The sequence below is a fragment of the Aquabacterium sp. OR-4 genome (genome assembly GCF_025290835.2).
GTDB lineage: Bacteria > Pseudomonadota > Gammaproteobacteria > Burkholderiales > Burkholderiaceae_C > Pseudaquabacterium.
The window spans coordinates 1,662,742-1,688,579 of record NZ_JAOCQD020000001.1 but is presented as its reverse complement, the minus strand read 5'-3'; the positions used below and the strand labels follow the sequence as shown (position 1 = coordinate 1,688,579).

The following is a 25,838-nucleotide window of genomic DNA, read 5'->3' as shown; positions in this document are numbered from 1 at the left end:
GCAAGGGGGAGACGCTTCTCAAGAACCTGAGCGCGGGCCTCCGGGTGCGATTTGACGAGGAAGGTCGAGTCGTTGGGCGACTGCAGGGAACTGGCGCCACAAGGCCGAATGGATCGCGGTTGCCAAGTCTGCCGCTGTCTCCGGCGTCATCCACAGATCCGGAAGACGGAACACCTGCGGCGCGGGCGCGTCCCGAGACTGGCGCTTCACAGTGAACTCGATGCGAAGCATAGGAATGGTCCGGCCTTCTATTTCGAGCTCGCCCGAGTGCGCATCCATTCCGTCGAGCAAGTGGATGGCGGTGATGTTGAGTTTTTCCATGGTCGCCCTCCTGAGGCGTTGGGTAGGTAAGGGGACCCAAAGCGTAAATCAGGCAGGGCGGCCGCCTATCGTGAAGGGGTCCGCATGACCAACTCCTCCGTTCTTGTGGGCCCGGTGCTGGTGGAGGTCGAGATCTCGCCGGCCGAGATCGAGCGACTGCTATCGCTTCTTCAGGGCATCCCGCAGCCGGTCTGCGACCAGCTTGTCGGTCGCATCGGCGACTTCCTGAAGTGGCGGGAGACGGACGGGCTGGCCGCAGGCGTTGCACTTGACGCGGCTGCCCGGCCTGGGCGGCTGGCCTGGGTTGTCGAGGTCGTCGAGGACGAACTGATCGCTGCCGCACGTGCAGCGCACGCTGATTTTCATGGGGAGCCCTCTCGTGGTGGCTGAAGCTTTGGGAAGTTCCAGCATGCCACGGGCAGGGCGCCCACCCAACGCAACAGGGAAGGGGGCCTGAATGCTCACCGTCACCACTACCGACATCGCCCGCGAGTTGTGGCTGGTGCGCCGCGCGCTCGGCCTGAGCGTGACCTCGTTCGCCGACCGCCTGCGCATCATCGGTAGGCCGATCGATCTCGGCATGGCTGAGCTGCGCTGCGAGTTTCTGCTGGCCTCGACCACGGCCGCGAACGACGAAGCGCCGGCCAGCCCGGTGCAGGCCTGATTTATGGGAACCGACACCCGCCTGCGCCACGCGGCCATCGCTGTGCTGGCCGCCATCTCTGCAGCCCTGGTTGTCGTCGGCGCCGGTGTGGCGCTGTACGCAGCTGCGCAACTCTGGGGCTGAGCGATGGCAAGCATTCCACCGCGCCGCGAGAAGCGCGAGCGTCAGCTGACCGGGCCGCGCGTGACAGAGGCTCAAGAGGTGTCCCTGATGCGCTTCGCGCACGCACGGGACGTCTCGGTCTCGCAAGTCATGCGCGAGGCGATCCGGGAGTACATGCAGCGTCATGGCTTCAGTTTCGACGACGACGACGGCGACGAGGACCAAGTGCCATTTCGTGATTCAACACGCCGGGGGACGCGATGAAGGGCCCTGAAACCGTCTGCGAGCTTTTCAAGCTGCTGCGCAGCCAGTGGCGGTCGCGCGCCGAGATCCAGCGAGACGCCGGCCTGGCCGACAAGACCGTCGAGAAGTGGTGCGCCGAGCTGGTGGCCAACGGCATGCTGGTGCAGCGCACCCGGCCAGACCATGAAGGCCGCGGCATCGCGCCGGTGGAGTTCGCCTTGGCGCCGGCGTGGGGAGGGCAGGCAGCATGATCAAACGCCTGCGCTACGTCGGTCGCCGCCTGGGCTGGACTGGCTACGCCACGATCCTGCGCGACCTGCAGCGCCAGCCGGCCACAGCTCAGGAGATCGCGGCTCGGCATGATGTCCAGCTGCAGACCGCGCGCCGCGTGATGGCCAGGCTGCATGAGCTGCGCGCCATTCACATACGAGGCTGGACGCGCCCGCACGTGCGCGGCAGCTCGATTCCGATCTGGGCGTTCGGCCTCGGCGCGGACGTCATCAGGCCAGACCCCCCCAGCGGCACGCCACGGCAGCCGCTGTCGCGCTCGACAGCGCTGCCCGAGCTGGTGCAGGTTGTGCAGATACTGCGCCTACTGGAGCGCGAGCCCATCAGCAAGACCGCACTGGCTGCCGAGGTCGGGTCGCAGTGGGCCAACGTCGGCCGGTTCGTCGAGCACTGCCGGGCCATTGGCTTGGTGCGCATCGCCGACTGGGAGCAGCGTCTGCGCGGAGGTGCGCCGGCAGCGCTGTACCAACTGGGCTCCGGGCCCGATGCGAAGCGCCCGGCGCGCCAGGACCGCCGCGAGATCGAGCGGCGCAGCCGGCTGGCCAGGCAGGCCAAGGCGCAGACGGCGCGGCTGATCGCAGCCACGGCGGCGCCGGTAGGCATGGGGGCCGCGGCATGAGCAGCACCGAGCTCCCCGCATCGCTAGTGCCTGCAGAGGTAGACCCGCGAGGGCCCCGGGCTAGCATGCATTCCCCATCACCACAGGAGAGCGCCTATGGGCGAAGTAGTCAAGGGCGGCATCGCCGTGCCCGATCGACCGCAAATCTCGGTCGAACTGCACGACGATTTGTCCATCGAGATCACTGTCTCGCAGATCGGCCCGGGGTTCGACAACGTCGACATCCAGACGATCAAATTCCCTGCCGAGTGCGGCAAGGACGTGGCCAAGGCCATCCAGGCGCTGCTCAAGCGCTGACGCATCCCTGCGGGCGCCTTCCTGATGGAGGCGCCCGATGAGGGACTACGCCAAGCTTTCCCCCACCTTCTGGACCGGCGCCACGGGCAAGGCCCTGCGCCGAAGGGGCTCCGAAGGGGTCATCGTCGCGCTGTATTTGGTCAGCGCGCCCGGCTCCAACATGCTCGGGCTGTATTACCAGCCTCTGCTGTTCATGGCCCACGAGACCGGCCTAGGTGTCGAAGGGGCTTCGAAGGGGCTTCAGGACTGCATTGCATGCGGCTTCTGCAGCTACGACGCCGACACCGAGATGGTGTTTGTGCACGAGATGGCCGCATGGCAGATCGCGGACTCTCTCGCTCCGAAAGACCTGCGTTGCAAGGGCATCCAGCGCGACTATGACGCGCTGCCGGATAACCCGTTCTTGGGCGCCTGGTTCGACCGCTACGAGCACGCGTTCCACCTGTCGCGCCGACGTGAATTCAGCGGCCAGGAACAAGGGGCTATGCAAGCCCCTACGAAGCCCCTACGAAGCCAGGAGCAGGAGCAGGAGCAGGAGCAGGAGCAGGAGCAGGAGCAGGAGCAGGAGCAGGAGCGCGCAGCGGCGCCTCCCGCCCGCGCTCACGTGTCCGCGCACACACCCGCACCCACGCGAGGCGGCCTCATCGGCCAGGCGCTGAAGCGCGCTGGGGTCGACATGACCCGGGTCAGCATGCCCGACAGCCGGCTCGATGCACTGCGCGCCAAGGGCGTCACGGTCGAGGAGATCGAGGCCGTCGCTCGCGAGGCCGTGGACCGTCGGATCCGCAATCCGGTGTCGTGGATTGCCGCAACGATCGCTGGCCGCCGCCAGGACGCCGCAGCCGTGAACCTGCCAGCAGCCGGCCGCAGCAGCCGCGCACGCCGGTCAACCACCGATCGCCAGGTCGCCACCATCAACGCCCTCACGGGCAAGGACCAGAGCTATGGACACACGGACCCTGCCCGCGATGTCGTCGATGTCGAAGCCCGCGATGTCGGCTGACGGCTCCCCCATCCCGCTGCGCTGGGTCGAAGACCTGTTCGAGCGCCTGGCCGCCATCCTCGGCGCGTCGCTCGCCAACGTCTACGCCAGCGCGAATCCCGAGCGGGTCAAGGCCGAATGGGCCGAGGCCCTGGCCGGCTTCAGCTCCGACGAGGTCAAGCGCGGCCTGGCTGCAGTGCGAACCCGCCGCTTCGCCCCCAACCTGCCCGAGTTCCTGCACCTGTGCCGGCCGGCTCTGGATCCCGAGGTCGCATGGATGGAAGCCGATGAGGGCATGCGCACGCACACCGCCGGCACACCCTACGGCTGGTCGCACCCCGCCGTGTACTGGGCCGCCCGCGAGGTGCAGCACGAACTGCGCACAAGCACCTTCGCAGCCTGCCGCAAGCGCTGGGAGCGCCTGCTGGCCGACCAGTGGGCCCAGGGCACATGGGCGTCGCCCCCTGACCCGACCCAGCGCGCGCTGCCGGCGCCAGCGCCGGCGCAGCAGCCGCTCGACACCGGTGCGCGTGAGGCCGGCATCGCTGCGCTGCGCGCACTGCGCCAGCGCATGACCGGCTACTCGACGCAGCGGGAGCAGGATGAAGCGATGCAGCGGGCAGAGGCGGGCGCTCTGGTGGATCCCCTGGCGACGGGCGAGGCGTCGGCATGATCACGCTGACGCTGCCTTATCCGGTTTCCAGTAACAGGTACTGGAAGGCCATCACCATTCCGGGCCGCACGATGATGGCTCCATCGAAGGAGGCCAAGGCCTACAAGGCCGACGTGCAGCGCATCGCCCGCGCCGCCGGCCTGGCCGAGCCGCTGACCTGCCGCGTCGAGCTCTGGCTGCGCCTGTACCCGGCCCGGCCGCAGGACTGGGCCCGGCGCCAGCGGCGCGATCCCGCCGCCTGGGATGACGACGTGCGGTGCATCGACTTGGGCAACGCCGAGAAGGTGCTGAGCGACGCACTGCAGGGCATCGTGTTCGACGATGACCGCCGCATTTGGGCAATGCACAAGACCCGCATGGAGCCAGACGGCGGCCCGGCCCGCGTGGTCATCGCCATCCGCGCCCAGGCCCCGCGTGTGCTGCCCCAGCAGGGTCTGCAGCTGGAGCAGGCGGCGTGACCACCGTCACCCTCGTCGACGGCACCGTCGTGGACAGCGCCAGCGAGGCGTGGCGCCACGAATGCGAAGCCCGCGCCATCACCATGCTGCCCACCCTGGCCGACCGCAGGGCCTGGCTGGAAAACCTCGAGCGACGCCGCGGCAGGGCCGCTGTCGATGCGCTGCGCGCCACCATGCGCGCTCTGTGGGAGGCGCGCAAGCCGCCGACCTGATGACCACTGCCGAGCGCCAGCCGATGCTCTTCGACGATCTGCCCATCCCGGCGGCGGCGCCCGCCACTCGCGCTGTGCTGGCCCGCCGGTGCCGGGTGCGTGTGGCGCCGCGCCGCGACGTGCAACTGGTGCTCGACTTCGACTTTCGCGAGTTCGCCGCCCAGACCAGCGGCTGGCTTGACGACGAGGACACCGCCTATGACTTCCCCACCCGCCGACGCACACTGGCCGGGCGTGAGCCGCCGCCGCCCACCGGCGCCGCATCGTCCATCTGGGCTCTGGCGGCCGCGGCATCGCGCAGCAAGGGCAAGGCCCGGCCAGGCAAGCCGCAGGACATCGCCGCGCCGGCCCCGTTGATCCGGGTCGACCGCGAAGACGGCCGCGTGCGCGTCGTGCGGCTGCGGCCCGAGGAAACCGAGGAATGGGCCGAGCGCGAGCGCCTGCGGCGTGCCAGGCAGCGGCCGCCGAAGCCCACCAAGGCGGCCAAGAGTCGCGGCAAGAAAGTCCGCGTTTGGGATGGAGAGGAAATCGGATGAGCGGGGATTGCGTTTTTCTGAGGCGTTCGCCAAGGCGCGGGCATGTGCTTGGCGGTCAGGGCGAGGTCGTGAGGGCGCTTCTGGCGTTGCGCGATGGCGAGGAGCTTTCGATACTCACAGACGGCTCTCTCAGCATGATCGACATATTGCAACGATTGCTGGAGGTTGTCGGGCCGTCTGACGTGGCTCTGGCGACTTGGACAATGGGGCTCTATGACCTCGATGCCTGCGAAAAGTTTGTGCGCGACTCGCGCATCAAAAGCATGCGGATGATCGTTGATCCGAGCATTTTCGGGCGCCGTCCTGAGTTGAGCGCGCGCCTTGTTCAGGGGTTTGGCGTCAAGTCGTTTCGAGCCGCAAACATTCATGCCAAGTTCTGCATTTTGACTGGCGGCGCTTTTTCTGTTGCGGTGCGCAGCAGTATGAATCTAAACCCGAACCGTCGCATTGAATCTGCCGACATTGCGGCGTGCGCTGATATGGCGCGCTTTTATCTTGGCTTTGTGGATTCCGTGTTCTCCGCAGTCGAAGAGGGCAACCGCCTTCAGTCTGCGGCGATCTTTGACCGCTTGTTCAAGACGGACGTGAAGCCGGCGGCTCGTAGGAAGGGGGTGCCATCTTTGCGCTCGGCGATTCGGCGGTTTGGTTAGACCATGGATTGGATTGGATTGATTTATGAGCGACGAACCGAAGAAATCAAGCAGGGGCGGTGCGCGGCCAGGCAGTGGTCGTAAGCCGACACGACGAGTCGTGAAGCTGACCGCCCTGGACGTCGTCATGCGGCGTCGTGAGTCGGGCGGCAAAGAGCCGCTGCAGGTGATGCTTGACGCGATGGATGATGTGCTGATGAAAGAGGGGGCTGTCGCGGCCTTCCCTTTTGCCCAGGCGTGCGCGCCATTCATGCATGCGAAGCTTGGGCAGATCGAGCACAGCGGGCAAGGCGGGGGGCCGATACAGCACGAATCGCGGCCATCAATCGATCCGTCGAAGCTGTCGAGCCAGACCCTGCAGGATCTGCTGGATGCACGCATTGCAGCTGACGGACGCTGACTGGCTCGGCATCGAGCGGGAGTATTGCGCTCGTAGCTTGGTGCATTTTGCTCAACGTGCGTGGGCGGTGCTGGAGCCTGCGCACAAGTACATCCACGGCTGGCACATGGACGCCATCGCCGAGCACCTGGAGGCGATCACGGCGGGCCAGATCACGCGGCTGCTGATCAACATCCCGCCCGGCACCATGAAGTCGATGAGCTGCGCCGTGTTCTGGCCGGCCTGGGAGTGGGGGCCGAAGGGCATGCCGTCGATGCGCTTCATTGGCGCCAGTCACGAGGAAGGGCTGGCCATCCGCGACAGCGTGAAGATGCGCCGCCTGGTGCAGAGCGACTGGTATCAGCGCCTGTGGCCCACCAAGATGGCGGGCGACCAGAACGCGAAGAAGTACTTCGAGAACGCGAGCACTGGCTGGCGCCAGGCCTGCCCAGTCGGGTCAATGACCGGCCGGCGCGGTGATCGGGTGCTGTGGGACGACCCGCACAGCGTCGAGGGGGCACACAGCGAGGCTGAGCTGGCCGAGGCGAACCGGGTGTTCCGCGAGACCCTGCCAACGCGCCTGAACGAGCCCGAGCGAAGCGCCATCATCATCGTGATGCAGCGGCTGCACGAGAAGGACGTGAGCGGGCTGATCCTGGCCGAGCAGCTGGGCTATGACCACCTGTGCCTGCCGATGGAGTACGAGGGGGCGCGCAAGCCCACCAGCATCGGCTTCGTCGACCCGCGGCGCGAGGATGGCGAGCTGTTGTTCCCGGCCCGCTTCCCGCGCGCTGTGGTCGAGCGTGACAAGCGCACGATGGGGGCGTATGCCACGGCCGGCCAGTACCAGCAACGGCCCAGCCCGAAGAAGGGCGGCGAGTTCGAGGCCGACAAGATTGAGATCGTCGACGCCATCCCGGCAGGCGCGATCCGCTGGGCGCGTGGGTGGGATCTGGCGGCCACCGAGGGGGCAGGGGACTACACCGCCGGCCCCAAGCTGGGCGCGCTGCCTGACGGGCGCTACATCGTGGCCCACGTGGTGCGGGAGCAGTACGGCACCACCAAGCGCGACGCCCTGATCAAGAACACCGCGGCGGCCGATGGCATGGGACGTTGCAAGCAGTCATTGCCACAAGACCCCGGCCAGGCCGGCAAGAGCCAGATCAAGGCGCTGGTCGCCATGCTGGCCGGCCACCACGTCGTGCACAGCACAGAGACCGGCGACAAAGTGGTTCGCGCCCGCGGCTTCGCCTCGCAGGTCAACGCCGGCAACGTGCTGATGCTGCGCGGGCCTTGGAACACGGCATTCACTGACGAGCTGCAGACCTTCCCAAACGGCGCGAACGACGACCAGGTCGACGGCGCGTCGCGCGCGTTCGATGCACTGCTGGGCAAGCGAGGCGGCGTGTTCACCTGACGCCCGATCCCTAGCATGGCGGCATGCACCAGCTGACCCTGAACGCCGACGACCTGACCGCCATCGTGGCCGCGCGCATGGGCCTGCTGGCCGGCATGGGCCTGGACGCGAAGCGGCCCACCGCATGGGCCCAGTACGGCTACAGCGACACGCTGGGCTTCGATCACTTCTATCGGGCCTATTCCCGTGGCGGCGCGGCCTTCGGAGCCGTGCACCGGCTGCTCGATAAGTGCTGGGAGGAAGTGCCGCGCATCAAGCGGCCCGACACCGACGACGAGACGCCGTGGGAGAAGAAACTCGGCGACCTGCTCAAGAGCCTGAAGGCCTGGCAGAAGCTGCGCGACCTCGACCGCCGCAACATGGTCGGCAGGTATGCGGGCCTCATCTACCGGGTGGCCGACGGTAAGCGCCTGAGCGAGCCCATGGAGCGCGCGGCCAAGCTGGTCGACATCGTGCCGCTGTTCGAGGATCAGCTGAAGGTCACGAAGTGGCACGCCGACGAGACCAACGCCGAGACCTTCGGCAAGCCTGCCATGTGGCAATACCGGCGCCGCGCACTGAGCAGCCAGGGCGACCAGCAGGGCAAGCCCGACGAGTGGGCCGACGTGCACCCCAGTCGCGTGCAGATCCTGGCCGAGGGCGCGGCCGGCGGTGACTTCCTCGACGGCGTGCCGCTGCTGCGCGCGGGCTTCAATGCGCTGGTGGATCTGGAGAAAGTGCGCGGCGGCAGCGGCGAGAGCTTTTTGAAGAACGCCAGCCGCAACCTCAACATCAACTTCTCGCCTGACGTCAGCCCGCACGTCGTCACCAGCAACCCTGACGGCACGCCGAGCGGCAAGACAGTCCGGCAGGTGCTGGGCGAGCAGGTCGACAACCTCAACCGCAGTATCGACAGCGTGCTGGTGACGCAGGGCGCCGACGCCAAGGCACTGCAGACCACCCAGGCCGACCCCGAGCCAGCGTGGCGCGTGGCCGCCAACGACTTCGCTGCCAGCGTGCAGATCCCGGCCACCATCCTGTTCGGGCAGCAGACCGGCCGCCTGGCCAGCGACCAGGATCAACAGGACTGGCTGGCCAGGTGCTCAAGCCGGCAGGTCAACGAGCTGACGCCGATGCTCGAAGAGTTCATCCGCCGCGGCCAGGCCGCCGGGTGGATCGAGGCCGGAGACTTCGAGATCGAGTGGTCTGACCTGGGCGCGCCGAGCGACAAGGACAAGGTCGATTTGGCCGACAAGATGGCCAACACGAACAAGACCGCCATGGCCTACGGCAGCCGGCCGATCTACACCGACGAGGAGGTGCGGCGCGTGGGTGGGTATCACGAACCCATCGCCGAGGATGATCTGCCGATCCCGCCGGAGGGTGGTGCCGATGATGATCCGGGCGTCGAGGACGACGAACCGCCGCCGCCAGGCACTCAAGCGTGACCCGCGCGCCGCGGGCGCCGAACCCCACGATCTTCGGCAGCGACCAAGACCGCACGGCCAGTAGCCCGATCATCCGGCGCGCCGTGGCCGAGATCCGCAAGCGCTTCGCGGGGCTGCAGGCCGAGGTGCTGGCCGTCTTCCGCGGCATCCGCGTGCTGGGCGCGAATGATGCGCTCGACGCGGCGCGCACGGTCTACGCCCTGGGCCCACAGGAGGCTGCCGCGGTGTCGCTGGCGCTGCAGCAGGCGCTCGACCGGTGGCTGTTGGACGGCCGCGCCGCGGCCGATGTCTTCTGGTGGTCGGCCTACGAGGATGACGCGGCGCGCCTGGGCACTGCGCAGACCGTGGCCAACCTGAGCAAGCTGTCATCCAGCTACGCGGCTGCACGGCGACTGGAGGAGGTTGTGTTCTCGCAGCCCTACCGCACGCGCGTCGCGGTGGCCCAGGTTCGCAGCCTGGATCACTGGACGGGCCTGGCCGCCGGCGCCAAGTCGGAGCTGTCGCAGATCATCGGCCGCGCCGTGGTCGATGGGAAGAACCCGCGAGCCGTCGAGAAAGAGCTGGTCGAGCGCCTGGGCGTGAGGCGCAGCGACGCATTCCGCTACGCGCAGACCGACATTCCGGGCACGCTGCGCGAGGCGAAGTGGGCCGAGGCCGACCACGCCGAGGAAGCGATGGGCCTGCGCATGGGGCTGCTGTGGACGTCGGCGCTGATCGCCACCACCAGGCCATGGCACGCCAGCCGAGCGGGCAAGGTCTACACCACGACCGAGGTACGCAAGTTCTACGGCGAGCGGGGCAATCGCTACGGCTGCTTCTGCGGCCAGACCGAGTGCCTGATCGGCGAGGACGGTAAACCCATGCTGTCGGATGCGCTCAAGTCGACGCTGGCCAAGAGCCGGCAGCGGTGGGTGCTCGAGCACGGGCCGAAGTGATCTGGCGCGGGGCCTGCTACCTAGCATGGCCGCATCGTCCACATCACCGAGGGCCAGCCGATGGCACACAAGCGCCAGCGCGTCCACATCCGCAGCGTCGTCAACGCCGCCAACGTCAGCAAGGCGGGGAGCACCTACACCGTGCGAGACGTGTGCGGCGCGGTGGACGACCTGGTCATGAACGGCATGCTTTACGGGGGCGACCAGCTGGCCGCCGGCGCCGCGTCGCTGGAGGGTCGGCCAGCGCCTGCGGGCCACCCGAAGGACGGGCAAGGCCGCTACATCAGCGCGCTGTCCGGCAATGCCCTGCTGACCGCATATGCCGGCGCGGTGTGCACCAACGCCCGGCATGAGGGCGGGCGCACGCTGGTGGATGTGGTGATCAACGAGGCCCAGGCCAGGGCGCATCCTGACGGCGCGAAGCTGATCGAGCGCCTGGATGCGGCGATCAACGGTGTCAACGCCGACCCGATCCACGTGAGCACCGGCGTGCTGGTGCAGGCCATCGCCGCCAACGGCGAGAGCCGGGGCAAGAAGTACAGCCGCATCGCGACGAACCTGCAGTACGACCACCTAGCATTCCTTCTACACGAGTCCGGCGCCGGCACGCCGGCCGATGGCGTGGGCATGTTCGTGAATTCGGACGGCACCGAGGCCGAGATCGAGGCCGTGACGGTCAACACCGACCCCGAAGACCGCCGCGGCGACGGCGCGCTGGCCTGGGCCCGGCAGCAGCTGCGCCGCCTGCTGGGCAACAAGGGCGACGACCTGAGTTTCGACGCTATCAGCAGCGCCCTGCACCAGGGCCTGCCCGATGGCTCATGGCTGCGCGAGGTCTTCGACCGCTACGCCGTCTGGACGGATCGCGACGGCAAGCTCTATCGGCAGGACTACACGGTCAGTTCGGACGGCTCCGTAGCATGGGCCGGGACTGCTGTCGAGGTGACCCGAAAGGTCAGTTACGAGGAAGTTTTCAACCACCAACGCCAGGAGCACGACCCCGTGAAACCGCTCATCCTCGCCGCGCTGAATGCAGCCGGTGTTTCAACCGAAGGCCTGGACGATGCTGCGATCCTGGCCGCCTACAACAAGCTCGCCGCGCAGCCGGCCGAGACCAAGCTCACCGCGGCGAACAGCAAGCTCGCCGAGCTGGAGGCCAACGCCCAGGCCGCCGAAAAGGCCGAGCTCGACACGCTGGCCGGCAAGCTGGCCACCAACAGCAAGGCCGGCCTGACCGCCGACGACTTCAAGGCCATGGGCCTGAAGCGCTGCCGCGAGCTGGCGGCCAATGCCACGGGCACCACCGGCACGGCGGCCCCGGTCACGCCGGGCGGTTCGGGCGAGGGCGCCACCAACGAGCTGGCGACGTACTCGCTGAACGCCCACCTCGACGACAAGAAGGCCGCCTAACCCGCGCCGCCGCAAGGAGCCACCATGCCCAATACCGTTTTCCGCGGCCCGGCTGATCGCCAGCCGCACACCGCCGAGGCCAAGACCGTTGCCGGCGCCTACCTGCCGTGCACGTTCGTGACCGAGGGTGCCAGCACGCTGACCCAGGCGACCGCGCCGGCCGGCCAGCTGCGCCTGCTGAGCAACCGCGACTTCTACAGCACCGGCGCACTCGACGCCACCGACCCGCTGAAGACCGCCTACGCCAGCGGTGACACCGGCATCGCCTACATCCTGGAGCCGGGCCAGCGCTACCTCGTGGCCGTGGCTGCTGCGACCTACACGTTCGGCCAGGAGCTGACTGTCGCCGCCGCCGGCCGTGCCGCCGCTGCCGCCACCGGAAACCAGGTGGTGGCCTTCAGCCGCGAAGCCGGCGTCAAGGCCGCGGGCGACCTGATCGAGGTCGAGATCGCCAACTGCTACGCCAAGCCGTAACCCGGCAGGCACACGAAAGGACACGCACATGCTGCGCTTCACTCCCCAGCAGGAGCTGGCGGTCAACACCGCCCGCCATCACTTCAACCTCACCGCCGCCGCCCTCGCTGCCACGCTGCCCACGGGCGAGCTGGCCCTGGTTGGCAACGCCTCGCCGGTGCCGATCGATGCGTGGCGCCGCCTGGACGGCCGCGCTGCGCAGATCCAGCGCGATGTGCTGAACGTGTTCAGCCGCCTGGCTGCGGCGAACACCACGCCGCTGTCGGTGGCCGATCTGGTCAGCTACTTCGCCCAGGTCAGCGACAGCGGCCAGGTGTCGGTGTCGATGGATGGCCGCCACACCGGTGCCGCCGATCAGGCGACCGTGAAGTACGTCGGCACGCCGGTGCCCGCGATCACCTCCGAGGCCCGCTTCGGCTGGCGCCAGATGGCCGTGATCCAGAAGGGTGGCGGCATGATCGACACCGACACGGTGGCGAACCATCAGCGCCGCGTGACCGAGAAGCTGGAAGACCTGGTGCTGAACGGTGACACCAGCATCGTCGTCGGCGGCTCGACCATCTACGGCCTGCGCACCCACCCGCAGCGCAACACCGGCACGCACGGCTTCGACCTCAGCGCCACCACCGGCGCCAACTGGCTGGCCACGTTCCAGGCGCTGATCAATGCGCTGGTGGGCGACAACGCCTTCGGCAAGGTGACTGTGTTCCTGAACTACGCCGACTGGGTGTACGCGAGCATCAACGAGTTCACCGCCGGTTACCCGAAGACGATCCTGCAGCGCCTGCGCGAGATCGAGCAGATCGCCGACATCGTGCCGGCCTCGCGCGTGCCCGCTGACAACGTGCTGGGCATCGCCGGCATTGAGACCGGCGACTGGGGCTCGATCCTGTCGGCGATGCCGATGGCCACCGTGCCGAAGGTGCGGCAGAACGCGCAGGACGACTACGTGTTCCAGGTGATGGCCATGGCCGCGCCGCAGCTGCGCAGCGACTTCGACGGCCGCTCGCCCATCGCTCACCTGACCGCGAGCTGATCCATGATCCGCGTCGAAGTTCTCCACCTCAAGGCCCCGTGGCCGGCGGGCGTCACGGTGGGCGCTGTCGTGGCGCTGGCCGTGGCCAGCCTGCCGGCCTGGGCTGCCGGCAAGTGCGTGCTGCTGCCGGCCGACGACGAGCGCGAGCCCGTGGCCACCTGGGAGCCGCCGCAGATCGACAGCAGCGATCCCCAGGCGCGCGCGTTCGTGGTCAACCCCGCGGCGGCGGCCGATCAGCTGGCAGAGCAGGCGGTTCGCGTCGCCGAGCTGGGCCAGCAGCTGCTCGACGCCGAGCAGGCCCTGGGCACGGCGCTCGCCGAGATCGCCAGCCTGGTGGCCGAGCGCGATGCGGCCCAGGCCGAGCTGCAGGCCCTGCGCAGCGTCCCCGTGGGCACGATCACCGGCGACGGCACCGGCGAGGCCTTGCTGCCGGTCGAAGAGCCCAAGGCCGCCCCGGCCAAGGCCACCAAGAAGGCCGCAGCGTGATCACTGCCGAGCAGGCCGCCGAATACCTCGACGCCTCGCTCGGCGTCACGCTGCCCAGCTTCATCGTGCAGGCCGCCGTCGAAGAGGTGGCGCCGCTCGAGGTGGCCATGGTCGCCGCCGGCTACAGCGCGACGCGCTGCACGCTTGTGCAGTCGATGGCCGTGGCCATCCTCGCCGCCGCCGGCGACCCGAAGCGCCTGCAGTCGCAGGGCGCGCCCAGCGGCGCCTCGCGCAGCTTCAAGCACAGCGACAAGGCGCTCAGCGCACTGCGCCGCAGCCTGGCGGCCCAAGACACCGCCGGCATCACGACCGCCCTGATCGGGCCTGATCCGGCCGCCGGCACGCTGCTTATGGTGGTCTGACGCGGGGCGGGCGTGGCCCGCTTCCTAGCATGTGCTGTAGCCCATCAATGGAGCGCCGCACATGGCAACCCTCGACAGTACCGAACGCGCAAAGATCGCACTCGCGGCCGGCGACACCATCCGCATCAGCACCACCGGGCAATGCACGGTGCAGGGCCTGAGCGGCGCGCCGGCCACCACCACCACCCTGACCAGCAACAGCCAGGACTTCGGGCCCTACGGCGTGTCGGCTGTGCTGCTGGTGCAGAACGTGAGCGGCCGCACCGACTACAGCCTGAACAACGCGACCTATCCGCTCAACTCGACGGAGAAGCGTGCTTTCGACTCCCTGGTGTCAGCACATGGGATTGCGGGGGGCGCCGGCAAGCGCGGCGTGGCCCAGGTCGGGCAGAGCAATGAGCGCAGCGGCGCCCGCAACTGGGCCGGCCCCGGCAGCGTGGCCACCGACGTGACCTTCGACGGGCTTGGCCTCGCGGACCCTATTGCCCCGTCCGTCAGCGCCCTGGGCAGTGTGATCCCGCACCTACACGCCCGGCTGCGCAACCGCGGCTGGTCACTACAGTGGCGCAACTGTGCCGTCGGCGGATCGTCGTTCATCAAGCAGTGGGCGGGCCAGGCTACGCAATGGGCGGCCAATGCCGCATTCTTCGGCCAGCGGGCCAGCCTGGGGACTGGTGACGCGGGCGATTACGGCGATGTGATCGTGGACAGTGGGCGCGTCTTTCGCTGCAAGGTCGGTCGGCCACGCTACGCCACGAACGCCAGTGGCGTGGCCATCCCTTCTGGCAGCGGCGCGACCAATATCGACTACATCATCACCCCGACTGCCACCCAGGTGACGGGCGCCACAAAGCCGGCCGCATTTGCCACCGCTGCGGTCAATGACGACATCGTGGACAACACGATCACCTGGACGTGCGTCGCTACCTCTGTGGGGTCGATGGCGGCATTCAAGGTGCTGCGGTCGGGGGATTTCGGCTTTGATCCACTGGGCCTGCTGGCTCGCACCAAGACCAATCTGGACGCCATCAGCGGCGTGAGCGAACGCTGGGTCTTCATGGCCAACGGCCAGTCAGACGCCCAGGCGTCCCTGGCCAACCAGCCGACCATTCGCAGTTGGTACAAGCAGGCCGTCGAGTCGATGGTGGACTACTTCGTGGCCCAGGGCTACAGGGTGGCGCTGGGCTTCACCTGCTTCAGCCCGAACTACACCGTGTTCGCTGACCCGACCTACCCTGACCAGTTCGCCACGTTGCAGCTCGCCATCAATGACGCGCTCACCGTCACCTATGCGGGCAATGCGTCAGTCATCGCGGGCGGCGACCTGTACGACTATTGGGGGCGCACACCTCCCACCTACCCGGAACCGCCTGCGACCTCCATCGTGGGCGCCAATGCGCCCCACCTGCTGGCATCCGCGTACCCCGAGTACGCCCAGGTGTGGGCCGACGCGCTGGCCGCGTCTGGCAAGTGGTGATGTGCCGCTGATTCCCATACCTTGCCGGTGAGCCCGGCAGCAACCCAACCCGAGACCACCATGAACGACCAAGCAATTGAGACCGAGATCCAGGCCAAGGGCCTCACCGCCGCGCGCGTCACCCTGGCGCAGATCGACGCGCTGATGGCACGCGTGACCTACGTCGGCGGCCGTGTCGGGGAGACCACCAGCACGGTGGTGCACGCCTTCCTGGATGGCGAGTTCCTGCTGGCCAGCGGCCACAGCGCCTGCGTCAGCGCCGCGAACTTCGATGCCGAGATGGGCATCAAGATGGCAACCCGCCAGGCCGAGGCGAAGGCGCGCGATCAGCTCTGGCTGCTGGAGGGCTATGCGCTGCGCACCCGACTGGCCGGTCCGACCGATGAGCAGGTGAGCCGCTTCCTGACCTGGCCGGTGCCGGCCGATGTCTACCCCGATGGCACGCCTGGCCAGCCCGGCCGCACGGGCACGAACCTGCTGTCGGCGCCGCAGGCCCGGGCCATGCTGCAGCACGTCCTTGGTGGCTGATCCCACCTGCCAGAGGTGATGCTGTGAACCTTATCGACACCATCGCCATGTGGGTCGGCTACGCCGTGATGGCGGCCGGCGCTGCCAGCTCCGTCGCGCTGCTGCTGGGCGTGGCGTGCACCTACTCCTACCGCACGCTGCTGCGCGATGTGCCGTCGTGGCTCTACATCCAGAACGCGGTGGCCCTCTACCGCAAGCAGTACCCGCCCAGCCGCTGGGCGCGCGAGCAGATGAACAAGGACTGGCCTTGAGCCCGCTCGACAAGCTGGCCAATGCCATCAGTGCCGCGCTGGATGAGGCGCCGGCTGCTGATGTGCTGACCGTCATCACCGGCACCTTCGTCGGCCTGACGGTGGAGATGGTGCGCCGCGCCGGCCACGACGTGACCAAGCCGATCACGGTGGATGGCGGCAAGCAGCGCGACATCACGATCCACGCGCCAAAGGGCTGATCCCAGCCCCCAGACCGGCACCCATGACCACGATCACCGACGCTGAGGCTCAGCGCCTGACGCCCGCTCAGCGCCTGGGCCAGCGGTGGGATGAGACGAGGCCGGCGGACACCAGGCCGATGGCGGCCGGCGCCTTCATGGAGTGGCGGGCGCCGACGCTGGCCCAACGCATCCGCAACGCATGGCGCGCCGCGTGGCGCGAGCTGCGCAGGGCCGGCTGAGCATGCCGGCGGGCCGTGCTCCCTAGCATGGCCCCATGTCCTCAGTCGCTCGCTGGTCGTACACCGCCGCTGCCACCGTCTGGCCCCTCGAGGGCCGTGACGACTGGGCCGGCGCGCGTACCTGGGGCGCACCGGTGGGCATCGCCTGCGACTACAGCGGCGAGGCGCGCCGCGCGACCGACGCCAAGGGCCTGGAGTTCACGGCGCGCCTGACGGTCTACACCGAGCGCGCCGACATCAAGCCCGGCGACATGGTGGCCATCGGCACGCACACCGGCGCCGATCCCGTGGCCGCTGGCGCGGTCGAGGTGCGGGCGGTGCAGCGCGACGCCGACACCTTCGACCGCCAGGCCGACGACTACACCGTGACGGGCTGACGCCATGGCCAAACCGCGCAGAGTCCGCATCGTCAACAACCTGCCCGAGTTCGTGGCGACCACTCAGCAGCGCGCAGTGCGCAACCTCACCAGCGTACTGGTGCGCATCGGCAGCGAGGTGGCGCCGCTGGTGCCCATCGAGACATCGACGCTGATCAACAGCCAGTACAGGCACATCGACATGCAAGGCTCTGCGCTGGTGGGCCGCATCGGCTTCACGGCCGAGTACGCCCTGGCCGTGCATGAGGCCGCCGGCAAGTGGCGCGGCCTGGGCATCCCGCGGCCACGGGTCAACGGCAAAGACCGCGGCTACTACTGGGGCCCCAACGACGGCCAGCCGCAGTTTCTGGCCGTGGCCGGTGAGCGCGCCGCGTCCGACGTGGCGAGCATCATCAAGCGGGGCATGCGGGTATGAGCGCAGCCGCCGACGCCCTGCGCCTGTTCATCGGCGCGCTGCTGCCGGGCTGGCGCATCCAGTACGGACGCTGGGTCGATGACTCCGCCCGCACCAGCCGATTCGCGGTGATCAAGCCGGCCGGCGGGGCGCCCGCGCAGCTGGTTCGTCGCCCGCAGTTCATCGTGTCGCTGATCGGCGCTGAGGCTGACGAAGTGACGACCATTTCCGACGCGGCTGACGCCATCGTCGAGGCCATGCGCGCGAACAGCGGCGGCCTGGTCTACCTGCAGGCGGCCGAGCCTGTTTTCATGGCCACCGGTGACGGTCGGCCTGTTTTCGACATCGCCGTCTCGGCGATCACCACCTGAGAGAGGAAGCACCATGTCCGAACAGTTCGTCGGTCGGGATGTCGTCGTGAACTACGCCATCGCCACCGAATCTGCCAGCCCCGGCGCCCTGACCTTCAAGCGCCTGGGCATGATGCGCGGCAAGTCGATGAAGACCAGCTGGGACACGGTGGACACCACCGCCGACATGTCGCCCGCCTTCACCAAGACCAACCTGGTCACCTTCAAGTCGGTCGAGTTCTCGGGCGACGGCGTGAGCTACGGCGAGACCGTGGCGAACCAGAAGGAGTTCAAGGCGCACGTCATCAACCCGGGCGCCGCCACCGGCAACCAGCCGAAGGTGTGGCTGCAGATGATCGACCCGGACGGCGACCAATACCAAGGCCCGTTCATCGTGGGCGAATGGAGCGATGACCGCCCCTACGACGACGCCGCCACTTGGTCGATCACGGCCATGAGCAACGGCGCGGTGACCTACACCCCGGTCTGATCCGCAACCCCCAGCACCAGGAGCTAGACCACCATGGCCGCCATCTCTTCCATCAACGCCAACCAGGCCGGCGCGTTCGCCGCTGCGATCAGCACGCTCAGCGCCGACGACACGATCACCTTCGACGGCAGCAAAAAGCAGTTGCTGGTGTTGACCAACACCACCGGCGGCAGCCTCACGTGCACCATCGACGGCGACGGCGGCACCACCGTGGCCGTGCCGGGGCTGGGCGCCGTCTCGGTTGCTGCCGGCCTGGCCATCGCGGTGCCGGCCGGCGAGTCGCGCGCGGTGGTGCTGTCCACCGTGCGGCACTACTGCCAGGGCGTGGTGCATCTGCTGGGCGCGGCCACGCTCAAGGCCCAGCTGTTCAACCTGTGACCTGAGCGGCTGCCCGGTGCTGGTCGAATGCGGTTTCGTGCGGGCCTACACCAGCAGCGGCGCTGAATTCACCTTCACGCCCTCGCTGGGGCGCATTGCCGACCTGGGCTCACCCCATGAGATCGTTGCCCTGTACGCCGCCCTGCATGGGTCGAACGCCGCGCAGGATGCGGCCTATGTCCTGGCTGGTCTGTGCGATCAAGAGGATGCGTCGGCGCTGATCGGCTGGCACGACGAGGCCGGCGCGTGGCATGACGGAGCGATGCCGCCGGCCGAGCGCGTGGTCATCGCCCGCCACCTGATGCAGCACGGCATCTGCGGCAAGGCCAGGCCCAGCGCAGCCGGGGCAGAGCGGGGCGGCCAGTACACGGACCGCTTCGAGGCCGCCGAGTACATCGCCGCGGCGCGCGTGCACTTCGGCCTGTCGAGTGCCGATGCGGCCGCGCTGTCGATGACCGAGTTTCAGACCATGCTGGCGATGAAGTTCCTGGACAGCGATGCCGCCAAGGGTGCGCGGCGGCGCGACGTGCCCAGCCGGGCCGAGTACGAGGCCGCCATGGCGCGCGTGAAGGGGAAGGCCAGTGTCTGAGAAGGTCGGTGGCGTCCACTATGACGTCACGCTCGAAACGAAGGGCCTGATCAACGGCGAGCGCGAGGCGGCCAAGTCGCTGGATCGGGTCGGCGGACTCGCGGAAGGGCTCGGGGCTCGTCTGACCGCGACTGCCGCAGCGGCCGCCGTGCTTGGTTCGGCCCTGGCCGCGATGAAGATCGCCCAGCGCGCCGACGAGTTCCGCCTGCTCGGCGCGCGCGTCGAGGTTGCGGCCGGCGGGGTCGAGGCCGGCGCGGCGGCCATGCGCGAGCTGGAGGCGATCAGCAAGCGCACGATGACCAGCGTCGCTGGCAACGCCGAGGTGTTCTCGCGCTTGAACCAGTCGATCCTGCAGATGGGCGGCACGCAGGCCGACACGCTGCAGGTGACCGAGCTGCTTGGCAAGGCGATCAAGGTCAGCGGCGCCAGCGCGGTGGAGTCGAAGGCCGCGATGCTGCAGTTCGGCCAGGCGTTGGGCTCTGGCAAGCTGGCCGGCGACGAGTTGCGCAGCCTGATGGAGACGGCGCCTTACCTCATGCGCCAGCTTGCCGATGGCATTGGCGTGCCGGTGGGCGCGCTGAAGAAACTGGGCGAAGAAGGCAAGCTCACCTCCGACGTGGTGGTGTCCGCGCTTGGCAAGGCCGCGACCAAGATCGAGGCCGACTTCGCCCGGTTCCCGCCCACCTTCGAGGCCGCATTCACGGCGCTGGAGGATGCCGCGCTGCGGGCGAATGAGCGCCTGGACACGCTCACCGGCACCAGCGCAGCACTCACCGGCGCCACCAAGGGCCTGGCTGATGGCGTCGATCTGCTGGCGCAGTACCTGGCCGAGGTCACGACAGAGGGCGACAAACTCGGGCGCAGCGGAACCGTCAAGACCTGGGCCGAGGCCGCAACCGAGGCATTCACCTACCTCGTTGACGGGGCGCACGCAGTCGTCAAGGGTTTTCGCATGATGGGCATCACCATCGGCGGGGTGGCGGCGGCCACCGCAGCGGCGACGCGCGGCGAGTTCGCGCAGGCCTGGGAGATCATGCGGCAGGTGGACGCCGACTTCGAGAAGATCGGGTCATCGCAGGGCGCCGGCCAGCGCATGCGTGAACTGATGGCGTTGCGCAAGGCGGAAGACCGCGGCTTCACGCCGGCTGCGGCGATGTCGAAGCTGAAGCCCGCCGCGGGCGCGGATGGCGACGCAAAGAAGACCGGCGCGAAGTTCGACGGCACCGGCTACCTGGCCACGCTCGAACGCGCCACGCTCGACGGCCACGCCCGCATCGACGCGGCCGAGCGCGAGGCCCTGCGCAAGAACGACGCGCTGCTGCAGCAGAAGAAGCTGAGCCTGGCAGAGCACATGCAGGCCGAGAAGCTGATCCGCGAGGAGGCGGCGCAGGATCGGCAAACGCAGTCGCAGCGCGAGCTAGACCAGATGGTCGAGCGGATCAACGCGCAAGGGGCCATCGAAGAGCAGGAGCGCAAGCGCAAAGAGGCGGCCGAGGCTCAGCGCCAGCAGGGCCGAGACTTCGCGCTTGGCGTGACCGCCGAGGGCGACCCCATCGCGCGGCTGATGCTCGAGCAGGAGCGAAAGAAGGCCCTGCTGGCCCAGTTCGCCATGGAAGACCAGGCGAACATGCAGCTGTACGCCGACGCCAAAGTTGCCCTGGAGAAGGATACCGAGCGAAAGATCACCGCGATCAGGGAGGAAGAGGAAGAGAAGCGCCGCGCCGCGCAGGCTGCCCAGCTGCAGGGCTACGGCAACATGTTCGGCAGCATGGCCGACCTGGCCAAGACCTTCGGCGGCGAGCAGAGCAAGACCTACAAGGCCATGTTCGCCGTGTCCAAGGCCTTCGCCATCGCCGACTCGATCATCAAGATTCAGCAGGGCATCGCAGCCGCAGCGGCCCTGCCGTTCCCGACCAACATCCCGGCCATGGCCACGGTGGCGGCGCAGACGGCAGGCATCGTCTCGACGATCCGCGGCCAGCAGTTCGGCGGCGGCCGTCAGTACGGCGGCCCGGTGTCGGCCGGCTCGCTCTACAAGGTCAACGAGACGGGCCGGCCTGAGATGTTCACCGGCAGCAACGGCAGCCAGTACATGCTGCCCACCCGCAGCGGCAGCGTGACGCCGGCCGACGAGGTGGGCGGCGGCGGTGGCGGTTGGACGATCATCATCAACAACGCGCCGGCCGGCACGACTGCGACCGTGGACAACGAGGCGCGCGTGATCGAGGTTGCCGTCGCCCGCGCGAAGTCGGAGATCGCGTCGGAGATCGGCCAGAACACCGGGCCGGTGTGGGGCGCTCTGCGCGCTGGCGCCAACGTGCAAAGCAGGCTCTAATGCCCGCCGCCTACCCGTCAACGCTGCCCGGCGTGCTGCGCAGCAAGCGCCGCCGGCAAGCCCCGCCGTGGGCCCTGCTGGGCTCGCGCCGCGGCCCGGCCTACATGCTCAACACCGGCACCGTCCCGCCGGTGTTCTTCGAGGTCGAGTGGATCTTCACCGCCGAGCAGGCGCTGTTGTTTCGGCTGTGGTTCGAGGCCATCATCGGCCGCGGCGCGCTGCCCTTCACGATGGCGCTGCGCACCGAGTTCGGCTTGCTAGACCACGTGTGCCAGCTGCTGCCCGACTCGCTGCTGCCGGCATCTGAGGATGGCGGCACCTGGCGGTACAGCGCCACCCTGATGACCGCGGCGCAGATCATCCCGGCCGAGGGCCTGGCCCTGGCCACCGGGCTGACCACGGACTATCCCGCCGCGCTGCCCGGCGTGCTGCAGGCCGGCAAGCGGCGCGAGCGCGAGGCATCGTTCGCGGTGCCGCAGCCCGACGCCGGCGCCAGCCAGGCCGAGGCCACCGGCGCCGACAGGCCCGTGGTGTGGTCGGTGCAGTGGGTGTGCACGCAGGAGCAGGCCCAGCTGCTGATGGCGTGGTTTGTCGTCACGCTTGAGCGCGGCCGGCTGTCGTTCCGGATGCCCATCCGAACCGAGTTCGGCTTGTTGTGGCATGCCTGCCGCTTCCTGCCCGATGGCCTGATGTCAGCGACCCAGGAGGGCGAGGTGTGGCGCTACTCGGCCAGCATGCAGGCCCGCTCCGAAAGCATCCCGCCCGACATGCTGGAGGCGGCGCCGCTGCTGCTGGGCCTGGATGACTGGGCGAGCTGGGGTAGCGTCCTGGATGTCGTCATCACTGCCACATTGCCGGAGGCCTGAGCGCCATGGATCGCCGCGAGTTCTGGGCCACGAAAGCGACGGTGCCGGTGTGGCACGCTGTGGTGTTCTCCCACCCGGCGCTGGCCACCCCGTTTCGCCTGGTGGCCAACCAGTTCGAGCCGGTCACGCTCAGCGGCCAGGTGCACACGCCGGTGCCCATGAGCGTGCAGCCGCCGGAGAGCTCGAGCAGCAGCCCGCCGCGGCTGACAGTGAGCTTCCCGCGGCAGGTGGTGGGGCGCGAGTTCAAGCGCCAGATCGCGCTGATCGCCGCATCAGGCTCGCGCGACGCCATCGAGGTGACGCTGGCCATCTACTACGGCAGCACCAGCGCCCCGGAGGCGACCTGGAACCTCTACGTTGCCGACCAGAGCGGCATCACGTTCGGCCGCGACACCGTGCAGGTGATCGCCAGCGACGACAACCCGATGCGCCGCAGCGTGGCCCTGATCTATCAGCCCGAGGTGTTCACGGGCCTGGTGCAGCTGTAGCCGCTCACCGCGCTACCTAGCATCCCCGGGGGTGATGACCCCCGATGCCTTCCTCGCGCGCGCGCTGGCGCTTCCTGGCCTTCCATGGGTGCGCTGGCGCTCAGACTGGCAGGGCGCCGATTGTTTCGGCATCGTGGTGCTGTGGCATCGCGAGGTTCTGGGCATTGACCTCGGCGAGGTGCCGCAGACCGACATCGCCGCGGGCTTCGATGCGGCCACCGGCTGGCAGCCCTGCGGGCCCGAAGTCGGCGCGGCGGCCTGGATGGCCTGGCGAGGCGGCGCCCCCGCGCACTGCGGCATCCTGGCTGCGCCCGGCATGGTGCTGCACAGCGATGGCGACATCGGCCGCCCGGGGCTGGCCAGGCTGGCCAGGATCAGCGCCATGCAGCGCCTCTACAGCGACTTGCGGTTCTTCCGCCGGGCGGAGGTGGCCCCGTGCTGATCCTGCTGAACGACCCAGCCGGCGCCACCGGCGTGCGCCGCCTGCAACTGGACTACGGCATCACTCTGCAGGCCAACATCGAGCGCCACCTGGCCGCCGGTGGCGACTGTGAGCTGCGCATCAACGGCCAGCGCGTCGACCCTATGACCGACCCGCGGCTCGACATGCCGCCGGCCATCGGCGATGTGGTGGCGGTGGCCATGCGGCCGGCCGGCTTCGAGTCGTGGCTCTACTACCTCGTCGTCGCAGCCGCGGCGGTGTACGCCTATTCAGTGGCCGGCGCGGCACCGCCCATCGACAGCACGGTCGGCAAGGAAAGCCCGAACAATCGGCTCACCGGCCAAACCAACGTGGCGCGGGCCTACCAGGCCGTGCCCGACGTCTACGGCTACCGGCGCGTGTGGCCCGACCTGATCCAGCCCTCGGTGGTCGAGTACATCGACCAAGTCAAGTACGTCACCGAGTGGCTGTGCGTGAGCCGGGGCCGCGGCGATGTGACCGATGTGCGCTATGCCGACACGCCAATCTCCGAGGTCGAGGGCGGCAGCTACGAGGTGTTTCAGCCGCCGGAGTCCGGGGCAGGCGAGTATTCCGAGCACTACGACACCGTGTTGTCGGATGTGCTGGAGGCGTTTGCGACCAGCGGGGTCGATGGGCAAGAAATCTCGTTCGATGCCACGCCGCCCAACCCGACCGGGTGGGGCAACTTCTCGATCGTCAGCGGCGACACGGGGCTGCGCCTGGTGACGGCAGACGGCCCCCAGTGGGCGCCGCTGAAGGCAGTCATCCCCTACCCGGCGGCCGTCTACATCACTGCCACCCACATCGACGTGCACGGCGGCGGCGACTGGTCGTACTACTGGGCCGGCGGGGTCTTGCTCGACAGCTACAGCGTGGCATCCGGCGAACTCACGGTGGACATGACGGCCGACTCGCCGGTTCCGGCGCCGCCGGTCACGCCTGCGCAGGCCGATTACACGGTGGTCGCCGACGGCTTGACCGCGCCCAACATCGTGGGGCCCTTCACGTTGCCGATCGATGACGCAACCCAGATCAGGTGGAACACCGTGTTCCTGCGCGGGCTGAAGGGCACGGTGCGGATCAAGGCCGAGTGGTGGCGCATCGATGGCGCAGGCGCCGAGGTCAGCGGGACGCGGCAGTCGCAAGAATTCCCGTTCGTCGCCGACACATTCGACCAGCGATTCCACACGACGACCGTCACGCCTGGCGCAGGCGCGGGCCGGTACAAGGTGCAGTTCGAGAGGATGAACGCCGAGAACAGCGACGGCACCGATGTGGCCAAGCTCGAAGGCCTGTTCGCGCTGCGCAGCTACGCCACCAAGCTGCTGCCGGGCGTGACCGTCATCCGCGTGACCACGCGCGCCACCACGGCGGCCACGGGCTTCAGCGACCGCAAATTCAACCTACGCTGGCAGCGCCACGTGCGCACGCTGGCCACCACGGCGCCCAGCGCATCGCGCAACTTCGCCCGGGCGATGGTGCATGTGTGGGCGCTCGCCGGCAAGGACATCGGCGAGATCGACACCGGCGCGCTGGCCGCCATCAATGCCGAGTTCGGAGAAGCGTCGCCGCTGCTGCGCTTCGACGGCAGTCTCGACGATGCCGACATGAGCCTGGGCGAGCGGCTGCAGCTGATCGCCAACCATGCGCGCTGCCAGGTGTGGCGCGACGGCCTGCGCTGGACGGTGACGCGGGAGCAGGCGCGCGAGCTACCCGAGGTGCAGCTCGACTATCGCAACCTCGACACCAGCGGGCAGAGCAGCATCGGCTACGCCGCGCACCTGCCGGCCAGCCATGACGCCATCGAGCTCGAGTATGTCGATCCCGACACCCATGCCTCGAAGGCCTATGTCCGCCTGTCCGTGGCCGCCGGCACCGTGGCCGCCGGCACCGGCGCCAACCCGAAGAAGGTGCAGCTGCCTGGCTGCACCAATCTCACCCAGGCCGAGAACCGCGCGCAGCTGGAGGCAAGGCGCCTGCTGTACGAGCGCACCACCGTCAGCGACACCGCCCTGGGCGATGCCGGGCAGCTCGGCCTGGGCTCGCTGGTGCGGTGGGTTGACCCGCACGACTTCTCGGCCGACGCGGACCTGCAGGCGGGCGAGGTGCTGGCCATCGCTGGCTCGGTGATCGAGACGAGCGAGGCCGTGGACTGGCAGGGGCAGACCAGCGGGCGCATGGTGTTCACCGGTGCGGATGGCGCCATGATCGGCAGCCCAGTGCCGTGCACGCCTGGCGCCGATGCCGTGCATGTGGTGCTGGCCAGCGCCCCCGCGGGGCTGTTCGTGGCCAGCGCGTCCCGCCAGTGCGGCAGCCGCTATGCGTTCGCGGTGGGCCTGAGCGAAGCCGAGATCGAGGCCGCCGGCCTGTACATCGTGCGCAACGCCCGGCCCGGGAGTGGCGGCTCCGTAGCGTTGACCCTCGCGAACTACGATGCCCGCCTCTTCGGCGCGGACTGAC

Annotated in this window: 38 protein-coding genes; 37 read left to right on the top strand and 1 reads right to left on the bottom strand. The window is 68.7% G+C overall.

Going from position 1 to position 25,838, the window contains the following annotated elements; all coding sequences use genetic code 11:
• Positions 1-18: 18 nt before the first annotated feature.
• A complete protein-coding gene (locus N4G63_RS07285; RefSeq protein WP_260790787.1) occupies positions 19-321 on the bottom strand; it encodes a hypothetical protein in 303 nt (100 codons plus the stop codon).
• An 84-nt stretch (positions 322-405) separates the two neighbouring features.
• Here N4G63_RS07285 and N4G63_RS07280 point away from each other — a divergent pair, with 84 nt between their 5' ends.
• The 37 genes from N4G63_RS07280 to N4G63_RS07100 all read left to right on the top strand — a co-directional run bounded on the left by N4G63_RS07280 (position 406) and on the right by N4G63_RS07100 (position 25,837).
• Positions 406-711, top strand: coding sequence for a hypothetical protein (locus tag N4G63_RS07280; RefSeq protein WP_260790785.1), 306 nt, complete (start codon positions 406-408; stop codon positions 709-711).
• A 67-nt stretch (positions 712-778) separates the two neighbouring features.
• Positions 779-985, top strand: a complete 207-nt coding sequence (locus tag N4G63_RS07275) for a hypothetical protein (protein ID WP_260790783.1) — start codon at positions 779-781, stop codon at positions 983-985.
• A 126-nt stretch (positions 986-1,111) separates the two neighbouring features.
• A complete protein-coding gene (locus tag N4G63_RS07270; protein WP_260790781.1) occupies positions 1,112-1,351 on the top strand; it encodes a ribbon-helix-helix domain-containing protein in 240 nt (79 codons plus the stop codon).
• Positions 1,348-1,581 carry a hypothetical protein gene (locus N4G63_RS07265; protein ID WP_260790779.1) on the top strand — a complete coding sequence of 78 codons (234 nt, stop codon included), beginning with the start codon at positions 1,348-1,350 and terminating at the stop codon, positions 1,579-1,581. The genes N4G63_RS07270 and N4G63_RS07265 overlap by 4 nt, the downstream gene beginning before the upstream one ends.
• Positions 1,578-2,237, top strand: a complete 660-nt coding sequence (locus tag N4G63_RS07260; protein ID WP_314599520.1) for a hypothetical protein — start codon at positions 1,578-1,580, stop codon at positions 2,235-2,237. The genes N4G63_RS07265 and N4G63_RS07260 overlap by 4 nt, the downstream gene beginning before the upstream one ends.
• Before the next feature lie 96 nt (positions 2,238-2,333).
• Positions 2,334-2,534: a hypothetical protein gene (locus N4G63_RS07255; protein WP_260790775.1), complete on the top strand. Its 201-nt coding sequence runs from the start codon at positions 2,334-2,336 to the stop codon at positions 2,532-2,534.
• A gap of 37 nt (positions 2,535-2,571) precedes the next feature.
• Positions 2,572-3,537: a hypothetical protein gene (locus tag N4G63_RS07250; protein ID WP_260790761.1), complete on the top strand. Its 966-nt coding sequence runs from the start codon at positions 2,572-2,574 to the stop codon at positions 3,535-3,537.
• Positions 3,503-4,189: a replication protein P gene (locus N4G63_RS07245; protein ID WP_260790759.1), complete on the top strand. Its 687-nt coding sequence runs from the start codon at positions 3,503-3,505 to the stop codon at positions 4,187-4,189. The genes N4G63_RS07250 and N4G63_RS07245 overlap by 35 nt, the downstream gene beginning before the upstream one ends.
• A complete protein-coding gene (locus tag N4G63_RS07240) occupies positions 4,186-4,647 on the top strand; it encodes a RusA family crossover junction endodeoxyribonuclease (protein WP_260790757.1) in 462 nt (153 codons plus the stop codon). The genes N4G63_RS07245 and N4G63_RS07240 overlap by 4 nt, the downstream gene beginning before the upstream one ends.
• Positions 4,644-4,859, top strand: coding sequence for a DUF7696 family protein (locus N4G63_RS07235; RefSeq protein ID WP_260790755.1), 216 nt, complete (start codon positions 4,644-4,646; stop codon positions 4,857-4,859). The genes N4G63_RS07240 and N4G63_RS07235 overlap by 4 nt, the downstream gene beginning before the upstream one ends.
• Complete coding sequence (locus N4G63_RS07230) at positions 4,859-5,395, top strand: hypothetical protein (protein WP_260790753.1); 537 nt, start codon at positions 4,859-4,861, stop codon at positions 5,393-5,395. The genes N4G63_RS07235 and N4G63_RS07230 overlap by 1 nt, the downstream gene beginning before the upstream one ends.
• Positions 5,392-6,045: a hypothetical protein gene (locus tag N4G63_RS07225; RefSeq protein WP_314599519.1), complete on the top strand. Its 654-nt coding sequence runs from the start codon at positions 5,392-5,394 to the stop codon at positions 6,043-6,045. The genes N4G63_RS07230 and N4G63_RS07225 overlap by 4 nt, the downstream gene beginning before the upstream one ends.
• Before the next feature lie 25 nt (positions 6,046-6,070).
• Positions 6,071-6,445 (top strand): hypothetical protein, encoded by a 375-nt coding sequence (locus N4G63_RS07220; RefSeq protein WP_314599518.1) that lies wholly within the window; start codon positions 6,071-6,073, stop codon positions 6,443-6,445.
• Entirely contained in the window at positions 6,417-7,841 is a 1,425-nt protein-coding gene (terL, locus tag N4G63_RS07215; protein ID WP_260790747.1) for a phage terminase large subunit, read from the top strand. Before N4G63_RS07220 ends, terL begins: the two co-directional genes overlap by 29 nt.
• 65 nt (positions 7,842-7,906) lie before the next feature.
• Entirely contained in the window at positions 7,907-9,268 is a 1,362-nt protein-coding gene (locus N4G63_RS07210) for an anti-CBASS protein Acb1 family protein (RefSeq protein WP_314599517.1), read from the top strand.
• Positions 9,265-10,203: a structural protein gene (locus N4G63_RS07205; protein ID WP_260790735.1), complete on the top strand. Its 939-nt coding sequence runs from the start codon at positions 9,265-9,267 to the stop codon at positions 10,201-10,203. Before N4G63_RS07210 ends, N4G63_RS07205 begins: the two co-directional genes overlap by 4 nt.
• A gap of 60 nt (positions 10,204-10,263) precedes the next feature.
• A complete protein-coding gene (locus N4G63_RS07200) occupies positions 10,264-11,613 on the top strand; it encodes a hypothetical protein (protein WP_260790733.1) in 1,350 nt (449 codons plus the stop codon).
• A 24-nt stretch (positions 11,614-11,637) separates the two neighbouring features.
• Positions 11,638-12,087: a hypothetical protein gene (locus tag N4G63_RS07195; protein WP_260790731.1), complete on the top strand. Its 450-nt coding sequence runs from the start codon at positions 11,638-11,640 to the stop codon at positions 12,085-12,087.
• A gap of 28 nt (positions 12,088-12,115) precedes the next feature.
• The gene (locus N4G63_RS07190) at positions 12,116-13,123 is read left to right on the top strand and encodes a major capsid protein (RefSeq protein WP_260790729.1); all 1,008 of its coding nucleotides are present in this window, start codon (positions 12,116-12,118) and stop codon (positions 13,121-13,123) included.
• A gap of 3 nt (positions 13,124-13,126) precedes the next feature.
• Positions 13,127-13,609 (top strand): hypothetical protein, encoded by a 483-nt coding sequence (locus N4G63_RS07185; protein WP_260790727.1) that lies wholly within the window; start codon positions 13,127-13,129, stop codon positions 13,607-13,609.
• Positions 13,606-13,971 carry a DUF7370 family protein gene (locus tag N4G63_RS07180; RefSeq protein WP_260790725.1) on the top strand — a complete coding sequence of 122 codons (366 nt, stop codon included), beginning with the start codon at positions 13,606-13,608 and terminating at the stop codon, positions 13,969-13,971. Before N4G63_RS07185 ends, N4G63_RS07180 begins: the two co-directional genes overlap by 4 nt.
• 61 nt (positions 13,972-14,032) lie before the next feature.
• Complete coding sequence (locus tag N4G63_RS07175) at positions 14,033-15,448, top strand: hypothetical protein (RefSeq protein ID WP_260790723.1); 1,416 nt, start codon at positions 14,033-14,035, stop codon at positions 15,446-15,448.
• 60 nt (positions 15,449-15,508) lie between these two features.
• The gene (locus N4G63_RS07170; protein ID WP_314599516.1) at positions 15,509-15,976 is read left to right on the top strand and encodes a Gp49 family protein; all 468 of its coding nucleotides are present in this window, start codon (positions 15,509-15,511) and stop codon (positions 15,974-15,976) included.
• A 23-nt stretch (positions 15,977-15,999) separates the two neighbouring features.
• On the top strand, positions 16,000-16,227 hold the full coding sequence (locus tag N4G63_RS07165; protein ID WP_260790717.1) for a hypothetical protein: 228 nt from the start codon (positions 16,000-16,002) through the stop codon (positions 16,225-16,227).
• On the top strand, positions 16,224-16,427 hold the full coding sequence (locus N4G63_RS07160) for a hypothetical protein (protein WP_260790715.1): 204 nt from the start codon (positions 16,224-16,226) through the stop codon (positions 16,425-16,427). The genes N4G63_RS07165 and N4G63_RS07160 overlap by 4 nt, the downstream gene beginning before the upstream one ends.
• A gap of 23 nt (positions 16,428-16,450) precedes the next feature.
• Positions 16,451-16,648 (top strand): hypothetical protein, encoded by a 198-nt coding sequence (locus tag N4G63_RS07155; RefSeq protein WP_260790713.1) that lies wholly within the window; start codon positions 16,451-16,453, stop codon positions 16,646-16,648.
• A 35-nt stretch (positions 16,649-16,683) separates the two neighbouring features.
• Positions 16,684-17,025, top strand: coding sequence for a hypothetical protein (locus N4G63_RS07150; protein ID WP_260790711.1), 342 nt, complete (start codon positions 16,684-16,686; stop codon positions 17,023-17,025).
• Between the two features lie 4 nt (positions 17,026-17,029).
• The gene (locus N4G63_RS07145; RefSeq protein ID WP_260790709.1) at positions 17,030-17,440 is read left to right on the top strand and encodes a hypothetical protein; all 411 of its coding nucleotides are present in this window, start codon (positions 17,030-17,032) and stop codon (positions 17,438-17,440) included.
• Complete coding sequence (locus N4G63_RS07140) at positions 17,437-17,790, top strand: phage tail termination protein (protein WP_260790707.1); 354 nt, start codon at positions 17,437-17,439, stop codon at positions 17,788-17,790. Before N4G63_RS07145 ends, N4G63_RS07140 begins: the two co-directional genes overlap by 4 nt.
• A 13-nt stretch (positions 17,791-17,803) precedes the next feature.
• A complete protein-coding gene (locus N4G63_RS07135; protein ID WP_260790705.1) occupies positions 17,804-18,259 on the top strand; it encodes a phage tail tube protein in 456 nt (151 codons plus the stop codon).
• A gap of 33 nt (positions 18,260-18,292) precedes the next feature.
• Positions 18,293-18,637, top strand: coding sequence for a hypothetical protein (locus tag N4G63_RS07130; RefSeq protein WP_260790703.1), 345 nt, complete (start codon positions 18,293-18,295; stop codon positions 18,635-18,637).
• A 16-nt stretch (positions 18,638-18,653) separates the two neighbouring features.
• A complete protein-coding gene (locus N4G63_RS07125; protein ID WP_314599515.1) occupies positions 18,654-19,226 on the top strand; it encodes a DUF6246 family protein in 573 nt (190 codons plus the stop codon).
• Positions 19,219-21,561, top strand: coding sequence for a tape measure protein (locus N4G63_RS07120; protein WP_260790699.1), 2,343 nt, complete (start codon positions 19,219-19,221; stop codon positions 21,559-21,561). Before N4G63_RS07125 ends, N4G63_RS07120 begins: the two co-directional genes overlap by 8 nt.
• Complete coding sequence (locus N4G63_RS07115; RefSeq protein WP_260790697.1) at positions 21,561-22,427, top strand: hypothetical protein; 867 nt, start codon at positions 21,561-21,563, stop codon at positions 22,425-22,427. The genes N4G63_RS07120 and N4G63_RS07115 overlap by 1 nt, the downstream gene beginning before the upstream one ends.
• Positions 22,428-22,432: 5 nt before the next feature.
• On the top strand, positions 22,433-22,915 hold the full coding sequence (locus N4G63_RS07110) for a hypothetical protein (protein ID WP_260790695.1): 483 nt from the start codon (positions 22,433-22,435) through the stop codon (positions 22,913-22,915).
• 34 nt (positions 22,916-22,949) lie between these two features.
• Complete coding sequence (locus tag N4G63_RS07105; RefSeq protein ID WP_260790693.1) at positions 22,950-23,357, top strand: hypothetical protein; 408 nt, start codon at positions 22,950-22,952, stop codon at positions 23,355-23,357.
• The gene (locus N4G63_RS07100; RefSeq protein WP_260790691.1) at positions 23,351-25,837 is read left to right on the top strand and encodes a host specificity factor TipJ family phage tail protein; all 2,487 of its coding nucleotides are present in this window, start codon (positions 23,351-23,353) and stop codon (positions 25,835-25,837) included. The genes N4G63_RS07105 and N4G63_RS07100 overlap by 7 nt, the downstream gene beginning before the upstream one ends.
• Position 25,838: the final 1 nt, after the last annotated feature.

What these genes read in the sequence shown, in the direction of transcription:
- N4G63_RS07110 (WP_260790695.1), top strand. Translation starts at nt 22,433, where the DNA reads ATGGATCGCCGCGAGTTCTGGGCCACGAAAGCGACGGTGCCGGTGTGG.
- N4G63_RS07225 (WP_314599519.1), top strand. Translation starts at nt 5,392, where the DNA reads ATGAGCGGGGATTGCGTTTTTCTGAGGCGTTCGCCAAGGCGCGGGCAT.
- N4G63_RS07150 (WP_260790711.1), top strand. Translation starts at nt 16,684, where the DNA reads ATGTCCTCAGTCGCTCGCTGGTCGTACACCGCCGCTGCCACCGTCTGG.
- N4G63_RS07230 (WP_260790753.1), top strand. Translation starts at nt 4,859, where the DNA reads ATGACCACTGCCGAGCGCCAGCCGATGCTCTTCGACGATCTGCCCATC.
- N4G63_RS07270 (WP_260790781.1), top strand. Translation starts at nt 1,112, where the DNA reads ATGGCAAGCATTCCACCGCGCCGCGAGAAGCGCGAGCGTCAGCTGACC.
- N4G63_RS07250 (WP_260790761.1), top strand. Translation starts at nt 2,572, where the DNA reads ATGAGGGACTACGCCAAGCTTTCCCCCACCTTCTGGACCGGCGCCACG.
- N4G63_RS07265 (WP_260790779.1), top strand. Translation starts at nt 1,348, where the DNA reads ATGAAGGGCCCTGAAACCGTCTGCGAGCTTTTCAAGCTGCTGCGCAGC.
- N4G63_RS07170 (WP_314599516.1), top strand. Translation starts at nt 15,509, where the DNA reads ATGAACGACCAAGCAATTGAGACCGAGATCCAGGCCAAGGGCCTCACC.
- N4G63_RS07145 (WP_260790709.1), top strand. Translation starts at nt 17,030, where the DNA reads ATGGCCAAACCGCGCAGAGTCCGCATCGTCAACAACCTGCCCGAGTTC.
- N4G63_RS07275 (WP_260790783.1), top strand. Translation starts at nt 779, where the DNA reads ATGCTCACCGTCACCACTACCGACATCGCCCGCGAGTTGTGGCTGGTG.
- N4G63_RS07175 (WP_260790723.1), top strand. Translation starts at nt 14,033, where the DNA reads ATGGCAACCCTCGACAGTACCGAACGCGCAAAGATCGCACTCGCGGCC.
- N4G63_RS07195 (WP_260790731.1), top strand. Translation starts at nt 11,638, where the DNA reads ATGCCCAATACCGTTTTCCGCGGCCCGGCTGATCGCCAGCCGCACACC.
- N4G63_RS07255 (WP_260790775.1), top strand. Translation starts at nt 2,334, where the DNA reads ATGGGCGAAGTAGTCAAGGGCGGCATCGCCGTGCCCGATCGACCGCAA.
- N4G63_RS07185 (WP_260790727.1), top strand. Translation starts at nt 13,127, where the DNA reads ATGATCCGCGTCGAAGTTCTCCACCTCAAGGCCCCGTGGCCGGCGGGC.
- N4G63_RS07245 (WP_260790759.1), top strand. Translation starts at nt 3,503, where the DNA reads ATGTCGTCGATGTCGAAGCCCGCGATGTCGGCTGACGGCTCCCCCATC.
- N4G63_RS07135 (WP_260790705.1), top strand. Translation starts at nt 17,804, where the DNA reads ATGTCCGAACAGTTCGTCGGTCGGGATGTCGTCGTGAACTACGCCATC.
- terL (WP_260790747.1), top strand. Translation starts at nt 6,417, where the DNA reads ATGCACGCATTGCAGCTGACGGACGCTGACTGGCTCGGCATCGAGCGG.
- N4G63_RS07190 (WP_260790729.1), top strand. Translation starts at nt 12,116, where the DNA reads ATGCTGCGCTTCACTCCCCAGCAGGAGCTGGCGGTCAACACCGCCCGC.
- N4G63_RS07200 (WP_260790733.1), top strand. Translation starts at nt 10,264, where the DNA reads ATGGCACACAAGCGCCAGCGCGTCCACATCCGCAGCGTCGTCAACGCC.
- N4G63_RS07130 (WP_260790703.1), top strand. Translation starts at nt 18,293, where the DNA reads ATGGCCGCCATCTCTTCCATCAACGCCAACCAGGCCGGCGCGTTCGCC.
- N4G63_RS07240 (WP_260790757.1), top strand. Translation starts at nt 4,186, where the DNA reads ATGATCACGCTGACGCTGCCTTATCCGGTTTCCAGTAACAGGTACTGG.
- N4G63_RS07280 (WP_260790785.1), top strand. Translation starts at nt 406, where the DNA reads ATGACCAACTCCTCCGTTCTTGTGGGCCCGGTGCTGGTGGAGGTCGAG.
- N4G63_RS07220 (WP_314599518.1), top strand. Translation starts at nt 6,071, where the DNA reads ATGAGCGACGAACCGAAGAAATCAAGCAGGGGCGGTGCGCGGCCAGGC.
- N4G63_RS07105 (WP_260790693.1), top strand. Translation starts at nt 22,950, where the DNA reads ATGACCCCCGATGCCTTCCTCGCGCGCGCGCTGGCGCTTCCTGGCCTT.
- N4G63_RS07285 (WP_260790787.1), bottom strand. Translation starts at nt 321, where the DNA reads ATGGAAAAACTCAACATCACCGCCATCCACTTGCTCGACGGAATGGAT.
- N4G63_RS07155 (WP_260790713.1), top strand. Translation starts at nt 16,451, where the DNA reads ATGACCACGATCACCGACGCTGAGGCTCAGCGCCTGACGCCCGCTCAG.
- N4G63_RS07115 (WP_260790697.1), top strand. Translation starts at nt 21,561, where the DNA reads ATGCCCGCCGCCTACCCGTCAACGCTGCCCGGCGTGCTGCGCAGCAAG.
- N4G63_RS07140 (WP_260790707.1), top strand. Translation starts at nt 17,437, where the DNA reads ATGAGCGCAGCCGCCGACGCCCTGCGCCTGTTCATCGGCGCGCTGCTG.
- N4G63_RS07260 (WP_314599520.1), top strand. Translation starts at nt 1,578, where the DNA reads ATGATCAAACGCCTGCGCTACGTCGGTCGCCGCCTGGGCTGGACTGGC.